Genomic DNA, 16,460 nt, shown 5'->3' with positions numbered 1-16,460 from the left:
AGAATGTGCAAGTCAGTCGAAGTTGGCCCTTAGCCTGCCCATAAAAGGGCCTTCCTTTTAATCGACTGACCGTTAGCCGCGGTTGTATGGTTTTCCCCGCCCGCAGGGCGGTTGTATGGTTTAACTAGTACACTAGTACACTAGCACACCAGTTAACTAAATCGTTTTTTCATACTGGCGGCGCAGCCGCCCACCACAACCCTCTGAACCCTTTGCACCTTTTGAACCCTTTGAACCCTCACGCCCAAAGGGCGTGTCCATAAGGCCCCCTCTGAACCCTATGAACCAGCCCGCCTCCGGCGGGCCGAACCCTTTGAACCCGGGGCCGCGGAGCGGCCCCCCCTATATGAGCCTCTCAAAGTAGGGTATCTTCTTAATCCCCCAGGTAATCAAAACCCCCAGGGCGTAGGCCATGCATATCCAGATGACCGCGTCGATAAAGGGAATGCGGTACATGTATTTCAAGAGGACGTGGGTATAAATCACATGGGTCAGATTTCTTGTAATTTCTTCAAACAGCATAACCCCAAAGGACATGCCGCCGAAGAAGACCAGGGCCTTTGATGCCTTTTCCGATACGTGGTGAGTATGGAACCACCAGCGGCAGGTGCAGAAGACAAAGGCGGTGTTTAAGAAGAGGAAGGAATCGTAGAACCGCTCCGAAATGGCTTCGGTCATCCCCCCGGCTGCCACGCCGTGGTACCAGGTCATGCCGCCGGCAGCGCATGTGCCAAGGAGGGCGGCGATGCCCAGTTTCACCAGATTTCTCTTGGTCAGCCAGCTCTGTGGCAGTACGTTTTCAATCCAGTAACCCATGAGGAAGTAAAAGGTGGGCTCGCTCACCGCCAGAAGAGGATTCAGGAAATAATTCATTTCCGCGCTCCCCTTGAAGATGAGGAAGGAAATCATGGGCACCAGACCTACGAAGAACAGATTGAGGCCGATGAGGTACAGATACAGATTCTCGTCCAGCACCTTCACCAGCTTCCGCCAGATGGGGAGCATTAATAGGAAGGAAATATAAATATAGAGAAAATAGTAGGCCGTGGCGAGATCCGACGTGTAGAGCATGGTAAAGAACTTGGCAATATGGCCGGGAATCGTGAGCGGCAGGTTATGGTAGAACCATACATAATTAATGAGTGAAAAAACAAAAATCACCTGCAGGAACCGCCATATCCGCTTCTTCCAGATGCGGGACAGAGGCTCCTCCTTACCCAGCAGCAGGGCGCCGGAAATCATAAAGAAAATAGGCACCGCCGTCTTCACCCAGAAAGGCACCGCCAGATAGAGGGGATAGAAAAAAGAAGCGGGCCGCTCAATGTAAAGCGAAAACCCGGCTGTGGATGTGTGGGTAAACATGACCAGCCAGATACAGAGGGCCCGAAGAAATTCAATATGCAGCTTCTTCTTTCGTCCACTGGCAGAGACCGTTTTTTCTGTGTTCATAGGATAAGGATACCTTCTTTCTAATGGAGTGAGATGATGGGCGTTGGAAAAGGTTCGTAAGATTGACCGGCCATTGGCCGGAGGGTTCTTAAGTTTGACAGCGGCTTCGCCGCTGAGGGTTGTGGTATCGCCCAGGGGCCGCGAAGCGGCCTGGGTTCAGAAGGTTCAAAAGGTTCAGAGGGTTCAAAGGGGAAGGTATCGCCTTCGGCGATGAGTATGAAGTCAGCGTTACGGGATTTACTTTTTTGTCACCATTGCTACAAGACGAAGTGCTAAAGCCTCCTTCCTTAGGAAGGAGGTGTCGCCGTTAGGCGACAGAGGATAGGGGCGTGGATTAGACGATAGAAGTCAGAAATCAGACGTCAGACTGCGTTACGGGATTTCCTTCCCGCCCTACTCGTCATTCTGAGCCGCAGGCGAAGAATCTCAGTACAAGTCGCTTATGAGACAAATGCTATTAAATACCGGTCGGCGGGAAGGCTGCTCTATGCTTTTCCTTGGCTTCACATGCGATGAATAGCATTACGGTGAATTAGTCGCCTACGGCGACTTTTCCCCCGCCCGCCAGGGCGGTTTTCCTGTTTTCCATCGGGCGAAGCCCGGTTTTAAAGGTTTTATAATACTGGCGGCGCAGCCGCCTACCACAACCCTCGCGCCGAAGGCGCGTCAAACTTCAGAACCCTTTGAACCTTTTGAACCCTCACGCCCGAAGGGCGTGTCCATGGGGCCGCCAAGCGGCCCCTCAACTCCCCACCTGCTCAATCTGCCCGGCGGACAGGTGGATGAATTCTCCGGTTCCCTTTTCATAGCCCACTTCTTCTGCGATATGCATGGTTCTTTCGTGGCAGGTGAAGAGGAAAATCTGCTGTTTTTTGCCCAGTTCCATGAGGAAGCGGAGGGTTTCGCGCTGCCGTTTTTCATCGAATCGGACGAAGATGTCGTCCAGGACGATGGGAAGCGGTTCGATCTGCTCGCCGAAGGAGAGGGCCATGGCCAGGCGGATGGCGAGGTACACCTGGTCTCCGGTGCCGGAGGACCAGATTTTTTCTGTCTTTACGCCGTGCATGCTGTCTTCGATGTAAATGTCTTTGCCGTTGTCGGAAATATGGAGGGCATATTTTCCCATGGTCATGTCTTTCAGGAATTCATTGGCCATTTTCATGATTTCCGGCTGCCGGCCGGATTCGTAGATGGCCTGTGCGCGGCTCAGGAGTTCTTCGGTATACATGAGGGTGAGCCATTCGCCCAGAAGGGATTTCAGTTCCGCTTCGATTTTTTCTTTTTTCTGGAGTGCTTCGGTCATGGAGTCGTCTCCGGCGAGGCGGAAGATTTCGTTGTCTATGGCGCCCTGGCTTCTCTGGAGGTCCCCCAGTTTGGCGTTGTCCTCTTCGATTTCTCGGGTGAGCTTGTTGTGCTTGTCCATCCACTCATCGTACTGGCCCGTTTCCAGGGCGTGCCAGAGGGATTCAAATTCTTCTTCGCCGCCGGCGTACATGCGGAGGTCCTGTTTCACCCTTTCCCACTCCTTGGCAATCTGGTCGTGGTGTTCGTGGGCGTTCACTTTTTCCGCAAATTCTTCAGCGTTCTTGGCGTGAACCAGGTTCAAGAGCGTATCCATTTCCCGCTTGCAGGAGGCCCAGCTGTCGTCGAGTTTTGCCATTTCCTTTTCGTAGGCTTCGTGCTGGTTGTTCTTTTCCTGAAGGCCTTCCCATTCTAGGCTGCGGCGGTGGTTTTCTTCGTAAATATCCGCAATGCTGTCGGGATTTACGGCGTAGGGAAGTTTCGTAGCGGAAATGATGGCCTGGGCCCTTTCGGCAAAGGCGTCCAGTTTGGCGTCAATCTGTTCCAGGCGGAGGTCCAGGATTTTGCCCTTGCCTTCGGCGGAGTAGATTTTCTGCCACTGTTCCTGGAGGGCAGAGAGGTTTTCCTCTCCCGTTTGGGGAAGGCTGTTCTTTGCGAGCCAGTCGTTCCAGGCCTTTTCGGCCTTGTCCCTCTTTTCCCTGAGGATGCTGCCTTCTTCTTCCCAGTTTTTATGCTGCTGCTGCTGTTTCCGGATGGTTTCCTTTTTCCAGGACACCGCCTGCCTTTTAGCCTGGTCCTGGTAGAAATCGGACCGCTTTTCCTGCATGAGATTGTGGAAAGCCCGAAGTTCGTCCACCGTTTTCGGCGCCTGCCCCGGGAAACTATGGCTTACCTTTTTCCGCTGCGCTTCCAGTTCTTCCTTCCGGGATGCCAGTTTTTCCAGGGTATTTCCCTTTTTATGGACGGTGTGGCTGTGAAGGAGGAAGAAAAGGATGCCCAGTGCTGCGGCGCCGGCGGCGCCGTACATGGCTGCCACGCCGGCGCTGGCGGTATAGAATGCGCCGATGCCGCCTGCCGCCGCCAGAAGGAAGGCCAGGGAAAGCCACAGCCATGGGGTGTATTTCTTGTCTTCCGTGGAGCGCAGGCTGTCGATTTCAGACTGGATGTCCGCTTCTTCATGGAGCACCTGCTCCAGCTCGGAGGCCATGGATTCCACTTTCTGCCAGTCCGACTCGGACTCCGTCTTTTCCGGAAGGGCCATGTCGCCGGTGAGTTTTTCCACCTCCGGTTCCCGCTGCTCCCAGAAATGGAGCTCGTTGTTCCGAACGCCCAGGCTTCCTGCGAGGCGCCTCCCCTCTTCCCAGTCCACGCTGGCGCAGGGTTTGTCCAGGCTCAGCGCATGGTCCCAGAGGGGCAGGGAATAGCCCAGATTGACGAAATCGATGCGCCAGTCCGCCTTTTCCTTTTCCATATCCTCCGCGTCCTGCAGGGTCTGCCGCCACTGGCCCAGGTCCACGTAGAGCTTTTCCAGTTCATTTTCCACGCCCATCCAGGGGATGATTTCCTCTTTCTTCACCGGCTTGTAGGCATCCAGCTTTTTCTGGAGGGACTCCTTCTGGTCGTGAATTACCTTCATGCGGTTCATGAGCTGGTTCCACTGTTCCTTGCCGTTGGTAGGGAACATGGTGACCTGGGAAGACAGGTCCAGCTGGTGCTTCACATCCACCGCCTGCCGGTAGTATTTCCAGGCGCCCAGCCTTTTTTCCAGAAGGTCATTTTCTTCATTGTCCCTGTCCAGCTTTTTTTGGAGGTCGGAAATCTGTTTCTTCATCTCCTCCTGCTTCCGCTGGAGGTCGGAAAATTCCTTTTCCTGGTTGGACAGGCTGTCCAGTTCCTTTTCCGCTTCTTCCAGGTCCGCCGCCAGCTGGTTGATTTTCCGCTTCCCCTGGGGGCTGGCGGAAAAGAGCTTGGCCTTCGCTTCTTCCAGCTCCGCCTTGGCATTGGCCAGCTTGTCGCCGCCCTGGAGCATGAAGAAACGGCTTCTTACATTGTCATTGGCCAGGAAATTGGCACCCTGCAGGTCTTCCAGCCCCACGGCGAAGATTTTTTCATAAATAGAACGGTTGAGACCGTGCCACCAGGCGGCGGGCAGGTCTTCCGTGAATTTCACGTGGTTTGCGTTTTCAAACCACTGGTCCTTTTCATTGCGGTACACCCGGTAAAACTGTCCGTCGGAACGGACGAATCCCATATTTCCTTTCCGTCCCTGCCATTTGCCCCGGCCGTAGCCGAAGAGCATGTCCCTGATGAAACGGAGCATGGTGGTTTTACCGCTTTCGTTCTCCCCCATCACAATGTTGAGGGAGGTCTGGGACGGCTGCCAGGAGGCATTGCGATAAATGCCGTACTGCTGCAGCTGGAGATCGGTGATTTTCATTTTTCCTCCTCTTTCGTCAGCATTTCCGCCCCCAGGAGCTCTGCTTTCCGGAATGCACGAAGCAGGCTCTCGTCAGGAAGGGAATGGAGCAGCTTCTTATATTTCACAAATTCCGGCTGCCTTTCAGCCATCTGCCGGAGTGCTTCCTTTTTCTTTTCTTCCTCCAAATGGTCCATGTCATCGAAGGCCTTGAGGAAATTGCCGGTCACGTCTGGAAGCTCCCGTCGTTCCTTCAAATCGATGGCACTCCTTGTCCGATCCTCCAGACGGACGAACCAGGCAAAGAGGTAGCGGAACTGTTCCTTATCGTTTAAGGACTGCAGAATGAAATCCCTGCCGTCTTCCGTGGAAAGCACCTCATGAAGGGGGCCGCTGCCGGTGCACACGAGGCGTATAATGTTGGGCCGTCCCGTGAGCTCCTTGAGGCCGCTCCGCCTTTTCGTCACCGCGGAAATCAGCTCCTCCGCCTGGGAATAGGCGGAAATATCCATGGTCATGTCCATCCAGCGGATAACGTCGGTTTCAATGAATTTCAAAGTCACCGTGCCGTAGGCGCCTACGTCCACCAGGTAACAGCCCCGGGGTCCGATTTCCTTCAGGGACAGACCCTGGGTATTGCCGGGGTACACAATGTAGGGGGACGTGGAAACGGTTTTCCTCGTATGCACATGGCCCAGAGCCCAGTAATCCATGCCCGCCGCCTTCAGATCGTCCGCCGTGCAGGGCGCGTAGGGAGATTCTGCGCCGCCCATGTCGGTGTGAAGCATGCCAATGGCAAAGCCGTCGTCCTTCTCCCGGTGAAACTCCTTGGCCAGATTCTCCTTCACATGACGGGTTTTATAGGAAATCCCATAAATGGTGGCCGCCTTCTCCCCGTCCTTCATGAGGGGAAAGGAAGAAACCGAATCCGCCGGAAAAATGTGCACCGTCTCCGGCAGCGGAATATCCGCCCGCCACGCTTCTCCGGGGTCATGGTTCCCGTGGACCAGGTACACCTCGATGCCCCCCTGGGCCGCCCGGTAAAGCTCCCGGGCAAAGGCCATCTGGGCAGACAAACTGTGGTGGTCGCCGTTGTACACGTCGCCGGAAATCAGGATGGCATCCACCCGGTTCTCCAGCGCCGCATCCACCACCTTCTCGAAGGCCTTAAACGTGGCCTTCCCTATCTGTTCATTCCAGGGACCGCTGCTTCCCATGCGGATATCGCTGAACGGTTCCCCCAGATGAAGATCAGCACAATGGATAAAAGAAAAATGTTTACCCATACGTCCTCCTTGTATGTTTCTTGTGTATGTCTCTAGAGTTTCTAGTTTATAGTTTGCAGTTTATAACGGTTCAGAAGGTTCAAAAGGTTCAAAGGGTTCAGAGGGTTCAGAGGGGAAGGTATCGCCGCTTCGCGGCGATGAGTTTTATATGCCGCTGACGCGGCCCCCTTCCACCGCCATCGCGGTCCCCCTCCCCCATAGATGGGGGAGGCAAGTGCGTTACGGGATTGGCTTCTGTGTCTCCAGTGCTGCATGACGAAGAGCCAGAGCCCCCTTCCCCAGGCAGAAGTCCTGCAGAGGGCTTCTGAGCCGGGCTCTTGTGTGAGCATAGCCTGCACATTAAGCGAACACCTTAAAGCCCGGCCAGCGGGTGTCGCCGCAGGCGACGGAGGATAGGGGCGTGGATTAGACGATAGACGACAGACGATAGATGTTAGACTGCGTTACGTGCTAACTTTCCCGCCCTACGTGTCATTCTGAGCCGTAGGCGAAGAATCTCGGTACGTGCCGCTTATGAGGCAATGCTGTTAAATACCGGTCGGCGGGAAGGCTGCCGATTGGCAGTCAGGGCAGCGTAGAGTATCAATTCGACTTGCAGCGTCGTACACCCCTGCGCCACTTCGTGGCCCTCTTCCCCTAAAGGGGACGCAAGGGCGTTACGGGATTTACCTTTCCACCCTATCGTCATTCTGAGCGAAGCGAAGAATCTCGGTACTCGAAGCATATGGCTATAAAACCCGGTCGGCAGGAAGGCTATTCTATGCTTTTCCTTGGTGTCATATGCACTGAATAGCAGTTCGGTGATTAGCCGCCTGCAGCGGCTTTTCCCCCCTTTGGTGCCTTACGGCACCACCTTTGCCACGGTGTGAAGCGTGTCACACGATTCTCAGGTCGCTACGCTCCCCTACGAATCGTGTTCCCTTGCCACCCCGCTGTGCGGGGGCACAATAAAGCTCCGTATAACATTCCACTCATATGTGGCTCTAAAGTAAGCACGGGTTGTTGTCCCACCGCTTGCGGGGGGACGGTGGTGGCGCAGCCACCAAAGGGGGAGCGCTTTTCCATCGCCCGTAAGGGCGGTTTGCCTGTTTTCCCACGGGCGAAGCCCGGTTGTAAAGGTTTTATTTATATTGGCGGCGCAGCCGCCCACCACAACCCTCGGCCCCATGGGGCCGTCAAACCTGAGAACCCTCAGCGCCGCAGGCGCTGTCAATCTTAAGAACCCTTTCCCCCTCTGAACCCTCTGAACCCGGGGCCGCTCCGCGGCCCCCCAGCGCGCTTTCTTCCTATTCTATCACATATATAAGCACAAAAGAACTGCGGCAGTGCAGGCCGCAGTTCTCTTTGTCCGTTTTCTTACATGGCGTCGTAAATATCCGCCACCGCATCATATTCCTCATCCGTCGGCGGTACGTAGACCGCTTCGCCGTTTTCGTCCTTGTCGATTCTGGCGAGGATGATGTCCGGCTCTTCTTCGGAGTCTTCCTTTTCAGGAATGGACACCAGCACGGCGAATTCTTTTCCTGCGAAGGGAATCACCGTGTCCTGCACGTAGTCCCTCTCGTCCCCTTCGGGACCGGTGATGGTAATAATGATGGGGTCTTCTTTTTTGTCGGTCATAGGTTTTATCCTCTGTTTTTGAATGAAAGATGCTGCAGATATCCTTCCAGGATGGCCACAGCTGCCATTTTATCTATGACTTTCTTTCGTTTCCTGCGGCTCACGTCGGCGGCGATGAGCTGTTTCTGGGCCATCACGGTGGTAAGCCTTTCGTCCCAGAAGTGGTAGGGAATATCCGGGAAGGCTTTGGAAAGTTCTTCTGCGAAGGCCTCTGTCCTTTCCACCCGGATGCCCTTTGTGCCGTCCATGTTGAGCGGCAGGCCGATGACGAATTCTTCCACCTTGTACTGGTCGGTGAGCTCCCGGAGCCTTTTGAAATCCGCTTCCCTGGTGGTATGGCGGATGGTTTCCAGGCCCTGGGCGGTCCAGCCGAAAAGGTCGCTCACCGCCACGCCGATGGTGACGGAGCCTACGTCAAGACTCATGATTCTCATATCAGAGGCCCTTGTGCTTGACATAGAAACGGACCAGTTCTTCCACCAGTTCGTCCCTTTCGATGCCGGAAATGAGCCTTCTGGCGTCATGACGGGAAGTAATATATGTCGGCTCTCCTGAAACAAGATATCCCACCAGCTGTACCGTAGGATTATGCCCTGCTTCTTTCAGAGCCCCATAGACTTCCTGCAGAACCATGGCGGCCTGCCGGTTTTCACCTTCATCGGCATTGGTATTGAATAAAATCGTTTCATCAGAGACTGACATATATATCCCTCCTTAATCAAGCATGTCAGCAATCGCTGAAACGCCTGCGTTCACTGCGTCTTCCAGCTTCGATGTATCACGACCGCCGGCCTGTGCTACCGCCGGTTTGCCGCCACCGCCGCCGCCGCAGATTTTAGCTGCTTTGGAAACTACTTTGCCCATATGGACACCGGCCTTCACCGCTTCCGGAGAAGCCATGCCCACCAGGTTTACCTTATCGCCGGAAACGGTGCCCAGAATGAATGCGCCGCCGGTGAGTTTCGCCTTCACCACGTCCGCAGCCTTTCTGAGATCGTCCATGTTGTCTGCATGAACCACGGCGCCAAAGAAGGGGATGCCCTTCTTTTCCTGCACGTTCTGCATGATGGAGCCCAGTTCGTCTTTCGTCTGCTGCTTCTTCATGGCTTCCAGCTGTTTTTCCAGGTCCCTCACTTCGGACAGGAGTTTTTCAATCTTTTCAGGAATATTTTCCACTTTGCCCTTCAGAAGGGAAGCGGAATTTTCAAGGAGCGCCCGGTCGGCCTTCATCATTTCATAGGCCTTCTTGCCGGTGACCGCTTCGATGCGGCGCAGGCCGGAGCCGATGCCGCCTTCGCTGATAATGCGGAAGGAGCCCAGTTCGCCGGAGTTGGCCACATGGCTGCCGCCGCAGAGTTCCTTACTGAAATGGCCTACGGAAACGACGCGGACTACAGCGCCGTACTTTTCTCCGAAGAGGGCCATGGCACCCGATTTCTTTGCTTCTTCCAGAGGCATTTCCGTAATATTTACCGGAAGGGCATGGAGGATTTCACGGTTCACCACTTCTTCCACAGCGGAGAGCTGTTTTGCGGAAAGCGGTTCAGGCCAGGTGAAATCGAAACGGAGCCGGTCAGGAAGCACCAGGGATCCTGCCTGGTTCACCTGTCCGCCCAGCACTTCACGGAGCGCTGCCTGCAGCATATGGGTGCCGGTGTGGTTTCTGGCCAGGTCTTCTCTTCTTTCCCTGTCCACCACGGCCTTCACCGTATCGCCTTCGGAAATGGTGCCTTCCCGTACAGTGCCGATGACGTACACAATGCCGTCGGGGAGTTTCTTCGTATCTTCCACGTCAATGACGCCTTCCGGTCCGGTAATGGTGCCGGTGTCGCCTACCTGTCCGCCGCCTTCTGCATGGAAGGGGTTGTTCCTGAGAATGACGGTGACTTCGGTGCCGTCAGCGGCTTCCTTGATTTCCTTTCCATCTTTCCCCAGAAGGAGGAGCTTTGTTTCTCCGTCCTTATCTTCTGTGGTGAGGCTTGCTGCATCGAGCTTTGTGGTGTCAGGGGTTGCCACCTTGGCGGAAACTTTGGCTCTGGCCGCTCTGGCTCTTTCCTTCTGCTCAGCCATGGCTGCTTCAAAGCCTTCCTTATCAATGGTCAGGCCCTGTTCCTTGGCGATTTCATCGGTCAGTTCCCAGGGGAAACCGTAGGTATCGTAGAGCTTGAACACCTTGTCGCCGGAAAGGACGGTGTTCTGTTTCTTCTTTGTATCTTCCAGCATTTCGGAAAGAAGGTCGGTGCCCGCATTCAGGGTAGAGTGGAAACGGTCTTCCTCTACGCCGGCCACTTTCTTAATGAAAGCCTGCTTATCCACCAATTCCGGATACGCCGGTTTCATCATGCTGATAACCACGTCGATCATCTGTCCGATGAAAGCGTCCTGGATGCCCAGGAGCTTGCCGAAACGGACAGCCCGGCGCAGAATCCTTCGGAGCACGTAGCCCCTGCCTTCGTTGGACGGGAGGATGCCGTCGGCAATCATGTTCGTAATGGCACGGGCATGGTCGGAAATGACCTTCAGCGCCACATCGCCCTGGGCGCTCTTTCCATAGGGTACGCCGGAGAGAGCGGCTGCTTCTTCAATAATCGGGAAGAACAGGTCCGTTTCAAAGTTGTTTTTCTTCTTCTGGAGCACCGCTGCCAGACGTTCCAGGCCTGCGCCGGTATCGATGTTCTTCTTGGCCAGGGGCAGATAGGAGCCGTCCTTCTGGCGGTCATACTGGGAGAATACGAGGTTCCAGATTTCCAGGAAACGGTCGCCGTCCCCGCCCATCTGATTTTCCGGATCCGTGCCGAATTCCTCGCCCTGGTCGTAGAAAATTTCAGAGTCCGGGCCGCAGGGACCTTCCCCGATTTCCCAGAAATTATCGGACAGCGGATAAATATGGTTTTCCGGCAGACCGATCATCTTGTGCCAGTAATCATGGGCTTCATGGTCATCAGGATAAATGGTGACATACAGGCGGGACTGGTCCAGCTTCAAAACTTCAGTCAGAAATTCCCAGGCCCAGCTGATGGCTTCCTTCTTGAAATAGTCGCCAAAGGAGAAATTCCCCAGCATTTCAAAGAAAGTATGGTGCCTTGCCGTGTGTCCCACGTTCTCAATGTCGCCGGTGCGGATGCATTTCTGGCTGGTGGTGACACGATGACGCGGCGGCTCCACCTTGCCTGTGAAATACGGCTTCAAAGGCGCCATGCCTGCACCGATTAAAAGAAGACTGGGGTCATCCTTCGGGATCAGAGAGAAGCTCTTCAATCTCAGATGGCCTTTTTGATTTTCAAAAAATGAAAGATATGATTCACGAATATCATTGCCCTTCATGATAAACCCCCTTAATGTATTTGTGTTCTTCATTATATATGACTTGCACGGTCCATGCAAATAGATATTTGTTTATGATTTAGATTCATATGAGATTTTAAACGGCACTCCCATTGGAGCCGCTTCGCGGCTCAGGTTCAGAAGGTTCAAAGGGTTCAGAGGGTTCAGAGGGTTGTGGTGGGCGGCTTCGCCGCCAATATGAATAAAACCTTTACAACCGGGCTTCGCCCGTGGGAAAACAGGCAAACCGCCCTTATGGGCAGGGAAAAGCGCTCTCCCCCTTTGGTGGCTGCGCCGCCACCTTTCCCCCGCAAGCGGGGGCACTATGGGTACTCAGCATTGTGCCACATTACTCTGTGGGGAAGCATTGAGAGGCCTATTCTGCCCCCTGAATAGGGGGAAGTCCGGCGAAGCCGGATAGGGGGTGGCGAACGCAGTGAGCCAATCAGCAGAATGTTTATCATGCTATATGATACAGGAAGCCAATCCCGTAACGTCAGGCTCCTTCCCCAAGAAGGAGCTGCCCGATAGGGCTGAGGATAGGTCCGAAAGACCTGACGCCCCTATCCTCCGTCGCCTGATGGCAACACCTCCGGCCGGGCTTTAAGGTGTTCGCTTTGTGTGCAGACTATGCTCAAATAAGAGCCCGGCTCAGAAGCCCTCTGCAGGGTTTCTGCCTTCCAAAGGAAGGGAGCTCTGGCTCTACGCCATGCAGCATTTGAGACACAAAAGCCAATCCCGTAACGCTGATTTTATACTCATCGCCGTCAGGCGATACCTTCCCCTTTGAACCTTCTGAACCTTTTGAACCCGGGGCGCTCTGCGCCCCTTTACTGCCCTATTTCCTTCTCCAGCCGAATCACCGCCAGCTGCTTTCCCAGATCCTTATATTTCACCTCATCGTAGTCCGCATAGTAAATATGCTCTTCCAGATCCCCTTCCACTTCCAGGTTTCCCACGGGGTCGATGAAGCGGGAATGGCCGCCCAGCTGGACGCCATGGTAGGTGCCTACCATGTTGACGGCGCAGATGCACATGCCGTTTTCAATGGCCCTGGCCCTGGTGAGCACGTCCCACTGGGAAAGGTGGACCTTTGGCCACGACGCCGGCGCCAGGACCAGGGTGGTGCCGGCTTTCGCCATTTTCCTCCACATTTTGGGGAAATAGAATTCATAGCACACCGCCATGCCGGTCCGTACGCCGCCGATTTCCGTATTCATAAGATGGCTCCCGGGCACCATGAGCTGGGCCTCCAGATAACCGTAGAAAAGATGCCTCTTGCTGTAATGGGCCCGGATTCTCCCGTCTGGGCCGAAAAGGAGCCCCGTGTTTTTCACGGCCCCCTCCTTTTCGATGGGAAGGGTGCCCGCTTCCAGAGTCACATGGTGGTAGGCGGCAAAGGAAGAAAGCCTTTCCAGAAGACCGTCGCCGGGTCTGGTCACCCTGTTTTTAAAATCATGGAAATTGTATCCGATGGTCCAGAGCTCCGGCATCACCAGCACATCCGCCGAAGACGCCGCCTCCTCCAGAAGATCGAAGGCGTGGCGGATATTTCTTTCCTTATCCCCCTCTGCCACATCCATCTGCAGCATTGCGATTCTCATTCCATCACCTCAGCATATACAAAGGGCTGTAGGAAATATGAATCATATTTCTTTACAGCCCTCATTGGTTTCATTTTGTCAAAGTACCCGGTTGGCTCCCACATACCGGTCATGCCAGTAGCCGTTCTTCATGGTGGCCACCGCCACGCCCCGGCTGCTGGTGGCGCTGATGAAATAACCGTCCCCCAGGTACAGTCCGGAATGGGATACCCCTTCCTCGTAAGTTCTGAAGAATACCAGGTCCCCCGGTTCCAGGGCATTCACGGAAATCTTCCTGCCGGAAAGATACTGCTCGTCCGCCCCTCTTGGAAGAACGATGCCCTTCCGGTTAAACACATACTGGATAAAACCGGAGCAGTCAAAGCCCGAAGGCGTGGTGCCGCCGAACTGGTAGGGCACGCCCACATATTTCTGGGCCTCCGCCGTAATGGCCTTCACCGTATCGCTCATGGGTCCCGCCTTATGCCACTCCACCCGGGAATCATCGATGCCCACATAGGGAATGGACGCATTTCCCCGGCCCGAAGACTGGACCTTCGGCTTGTACATGGTCTTTCCCATGAGAGCCTTGTAAGTCACCGGCCCCACAATGCCGTCGGCGGAAAGATGTTTCCTCCGCTGGAACTTCTTCACCGCATTGCTGGTGGCCACATTGTAATTGCCATCAGCCTTCACCTTGAACCCATACACATTGAGCCGCTTCTGCAGATTCCTAACCTCCTGCCCCTGGGAGCCGATCATGTAATCTGCATGTGAAATTCCTGCTGTCCCCAAAGCAAGCACGCCTGTCAACAGCAGAACGCACAGTTTCCTCTTCATGCCTGCACTTCCTTTGATTCTACTCATCCACCTCGGAAATCCCGGCTGCGCCGTCATTTCCCCTTCCAATTTCTATCTGATTTCATAATTATCCAATTTAGCACATTAATTTCCTTTATATTTTACCACATTTGGAAAGGGATTTCCTCTATGAATTAGTGGGGTGTTAGTGGACTAGTGAGCTGGTGAGCTGGTGGACTAGTGAGATAGTTTCATTTTTCAGGATTCAGAGGGGAAGGTATCGCCATTAGAGCCACTACGTGGCAAGGTTCAGAGGGTTCAGAAGGGAAGGTATCGCCGCTTCGCGGCGATGAGTATAAAGTCAGCGTTACGGGATATCCTTCCCATATCATATAGCATGATAAGCATTCTGCTGATTGGCTCACTGCGTTCGCCATCCCCTATCCGGCTGCGCCGGACTTCCCCTTAAAAAGGGGCAGAATAAACCGCTCTACGCTTACCTCTGGTATCATGTGGCACAATGCTGAGTACCCATAGTCCCACCGCGTAGCGGGGGGGGGAAGGTGGTGGCGCCAGCCACCAAAGGGGGGCACTTTTTCCCCGCCCGAAGGGCGGTTTGCCTTTTTTCCCCGCCTGCAGGGCGGTTGTATGGTTTTACTAGTACACTAGCACACTAGTCAACTAAATCGTTTTTCATACTGGCGGCGGAACCGCCCACCACAACCCTCATGGCCGCAGGCCATGTCAAACTTAAGCACCCTCGGGGCGAAAGCCCCGTCAAACCTAAGAACCCTCACGCCCGAAGGGCGTGTTTACCGTATATACTCCACCGCCTCCGACAGATGCCTGATGAAGACCATATGGTCCAGCATGCCGGCAAGTCCGTTGCTTTTGCAGAAGTCCGTCACCTCTTCCCTGTTTCCCTCAGGAAGGAGGAAGGATGTAAATTTCATCTTGATGGCTTCCTTCAGCCGGGGGCCGATTTTGGAGACCGGCATCACTTCGCCGGTAAGTCCGATTTCTCCTAAAGCCATGAGGCCCGCCGGCAGGGGAATGTCTTTTTTCACGGACACCAGGGAAAGGGAAATGCCCAGGTCCGCTGCCGTTTCCTTGACCCGGAATCCGCCAGCCACATTCAGGTACACATCGTCGGAGGAAAAGGGAATGCGGGCTCTTTTTTCCAGCACCGCCAGAAGGATAATCATGCGGTTGTAATCATAGCCGGCGGCAATTCTTCTGGGAATGGCAAGGACAGAATGGACGGTCAAAGCCTGGATTTCCACCAGCACCGGACGGAGGCCTTCCATGCAGGCCACCACCATGGACCCCGGTGCCGATTCGCTGCGGTTTCTAAGCATGTATTTTGACGGGTCTTCAATGCCCTTCAGGCCGTTTCCTTCCATCACGAAGAGGCCGGACTCAGCGGTGGATCCGAAACGGTTCTTTACAGTACGGAGCACCCGGAACTGATAGCTCCTATCCCCTTCCAGGTAGAAAACCACGTCCACCATATGCTCCAGAATGCGGGGGCCCGCCAGATTGCCTTCCTTCGTCACATGGCCTACAATCATGACGGAAATATTGGTTTTCTTTGCAAACCGTACCAGGGCAGACGTGCAGTCCCGAATCTGGGCGGGACTTCCCATGGGTGAATCCACGCCGGAAATATACATGGTCTGAATGGAATCAATGACAAGCATGGAGGGCTTCATTTTTTCCGCCTCCTTCAGAATGCTGTCAATGCTGCTTCCGGCGTAAATGTAGCAGCTCCCGTCGTTCACCTGGAGCCTTTCCGCCCGAAGCTTCACCTGAATTTCCGACTCCTCGCCGCTGCAGTAAAGCACCCCCTCCCCCTGGGACGCCATGGCATGGCATATCTGGAGGATGAGGGTAGACTTGCCGATCCCCGGCTCCCCGCCCCATAGAATAACCGACCCCGGCACAATGCCGCCGCCCAGGGGCCTATCCACTTCCTTCATATGAAGGAGCACCCGCTTGTCTCCATGATAGCTGATGGAAGACAGCTTCTGGGGCTTGGATGAGGTGCCCAGATCTGCGGATAAAGGAATCCCCATGCTCTTAGGCGCCGGCGTCTCCACCCGCTCCTCCAGGGTATTCCACTCCCCGCACTGAGGACACCGCCCCATCCACTTCAAAGTCTCCGCCCCGCAGTTGGAACAGATGTATTTCGTACGTACCTTGGTAGTCATATGGGTCTCCTTTGGGAAATTTGGCTAAATAGATGCAAATGAATAAAAAGCCCTGTGGCGTGAAAGTTTCTGAAGTTTAACCGGCCTTTGGCCGGAGGATTCTAAGGTTTGACAGCCCTTCGGGCTGAGGGTTGTGGTATCGACCAGGGGCCGCGAAGCGACCCAGGTTCAGAAGGTTCAGAGGGTTCAGAGGGTTCAGAGGGTTCAGAGGGGAAGGTATCGCCTTCGGCGATGAGTATGAAGTCAGCGTTACGGGATTTCCTCTTGTGTCACCAAGGCCGCATGACTGAGAGCAAAAGCCCCCTTCCCCAGGAAGGGGGTGTCGCCGTTAGGCGACGGAGGATAGGGGCGTCAGTTCTTTCGGACCTATCCTCAGCCCTATCGGGCAGCTCCTTTCTGAGAAAGGAGCCTAACGTTACGTACTTACCTTCCCGCCCTACGCGTCATTCTGAGCGTCAGCGAAGAATCT

The 16,460-nt window shown here is 54.6% G+C and carries 10 protein-coding genes; all 10 read right to left on the bottom strand.

Annotation, left to right across the window (positions count from 1 at the left end):
- Positions 1 to 342 precede the first annotated feature (342 nt).
- Complete coding sequence (locus QZQ29_RS02810; RefSeq protein ID WP_296959337.1) at positions 343 to 1,449, bottom strand: acyltransferase; 1,107 nt, start codon at positions 1,447 to 1,449, stop codon at positions 343 to 345.
- Positions 1,450 to 2,191: 742 nt separating this feature from the next.
- Positions 2,192 to 5,188 carry an AAA family ATPase gene (locus QZQ29_RS02805; protein WP_296959334.1) on the bottom strand — a complete coding sequence of 999 codons (2,997 nt, stop codon included), beginning with the start codon at positions 5,186 to 5,188 and terminating at the stop codon, positions 2,192 to 2,194.
- Complete coding sequence (locus QZQ29_RS02800) at positions 5,185 to 6,453, bottom strand: DNA repair exonuclease (RefSeq protein WP_296959332.1); 1,269 nt, start codon at positions 6,451 to 6,453, stop codon at positions 5,185 to 5,187. Before QZQ29_RS02800 ends, QZQ29_RS02805 begins: the two co-directional genes overlap by 4 nt.
- Before the next feature lie 1,356 nt (positions 6,454 to 7,809).
- The gene (locus tag QZQ29_RS02795) at positions 7,810 to 8,073 is read right to left on the bottom strand and encodes a DUF1292 domain-containing protein (protein ID WP_296959329.1); all 264 of its coding nucleotides are present in this window, start codon (positions 8,071 to 8,073) and stop codon (positions 7,810 to 7,812) included.
- A 5-nt stretch (positions 8,074 to 8,078) separates the two neighbouring features.
- A complete protein-coding gene (gene ruvX / locus QZQ29_RS02790) occupies positions 8,079 to 8,507 on the bottom strand; it encodes a Holliday junction resolvase RuvX (protein WP_296959326.1) in 429 nt (142 codons plus the stop codon).
- 1 nt (position 8,508) lies between these two features.
- Positions 8,509 to 8,775, bottom strand: coding sequence for an IreB family regulatory phosphoprotein (locus QZQ29_RS02785; protein WP_296959324.1), 267 nt, complete (start codon positions 8,773 to 8,775; stop codon positions 8,509 to 8,511).
- Between the two features lie 12 nt (positions 8,776 to 8,787).
- The gene (gene alaS / locus QZQ29_RS02780) at positions 8,788 to 11,397 is read right to left on the bottom strand and encodes an alanine--tRNA ligase (protein ID WP_296959321.1); all 2,610 of its coding nucleotides are present in this window, start codon (positions 11,395 to 11,397) and stop codon (positions 8,788 to 8,790) included.
- Positions 11,398 to 12,227: 830 nt separating this feature from the next.
- The gene (locus tag QZQ29_RS02775; protein ID WP_296959318.1) at positions 12,228 to 13,001 is read right to left on the bottom strand and encodes a nitrilase-related carbon-nitrogen hydrolase; all 774 of its coding nucleotides are present in this window, start codon (positions 12,999 to 13,001) and stop codon (positions 12,228 to 12,230) included.
- A gap of 78 nt (positions 13,002 to 13,079) precedes the next feature.
- Positions 13,080 to 13,847, bottom strand: coding sequence for an NlpC/P60 family protein (locus QZQ29_RS02770; RefSeq protein WP_296959315.1), 768 nt, complete (start codon positions 13,845 to 13,847; stop codon positions 13,080 to 13,082).
- Between the two features lie 746 nt (positions 13,848 to 14,593).
- On the bottom strand, positions 14,594 to 15,991 hold the full coding sequence (radA, locus tag QZQ29_RS02765) for a DNA repair protein RadA (protein ID WP_296959312.1): 1,398 nt from the start codon (positions 15,989 to 15,991) through the stop codon (positions 14,594 to 14,596).
- Positions 15,992 to 16,460 lie beyond the last annotated feature (469 nt).

Origin of the sequence: uncultured Dialister sp. (assembly GCF_900538805.1) — a bacterium.
Taxonomy (GTDB): Bacteria; Bacillota; Negativicutes; order Veillonellales; family Dialisteraceae; genus Dialister.
Note: the sequence above shows the minus strand (reverse complement) of the source record. Positions and strands in the feature narration are given on the sequence as shown.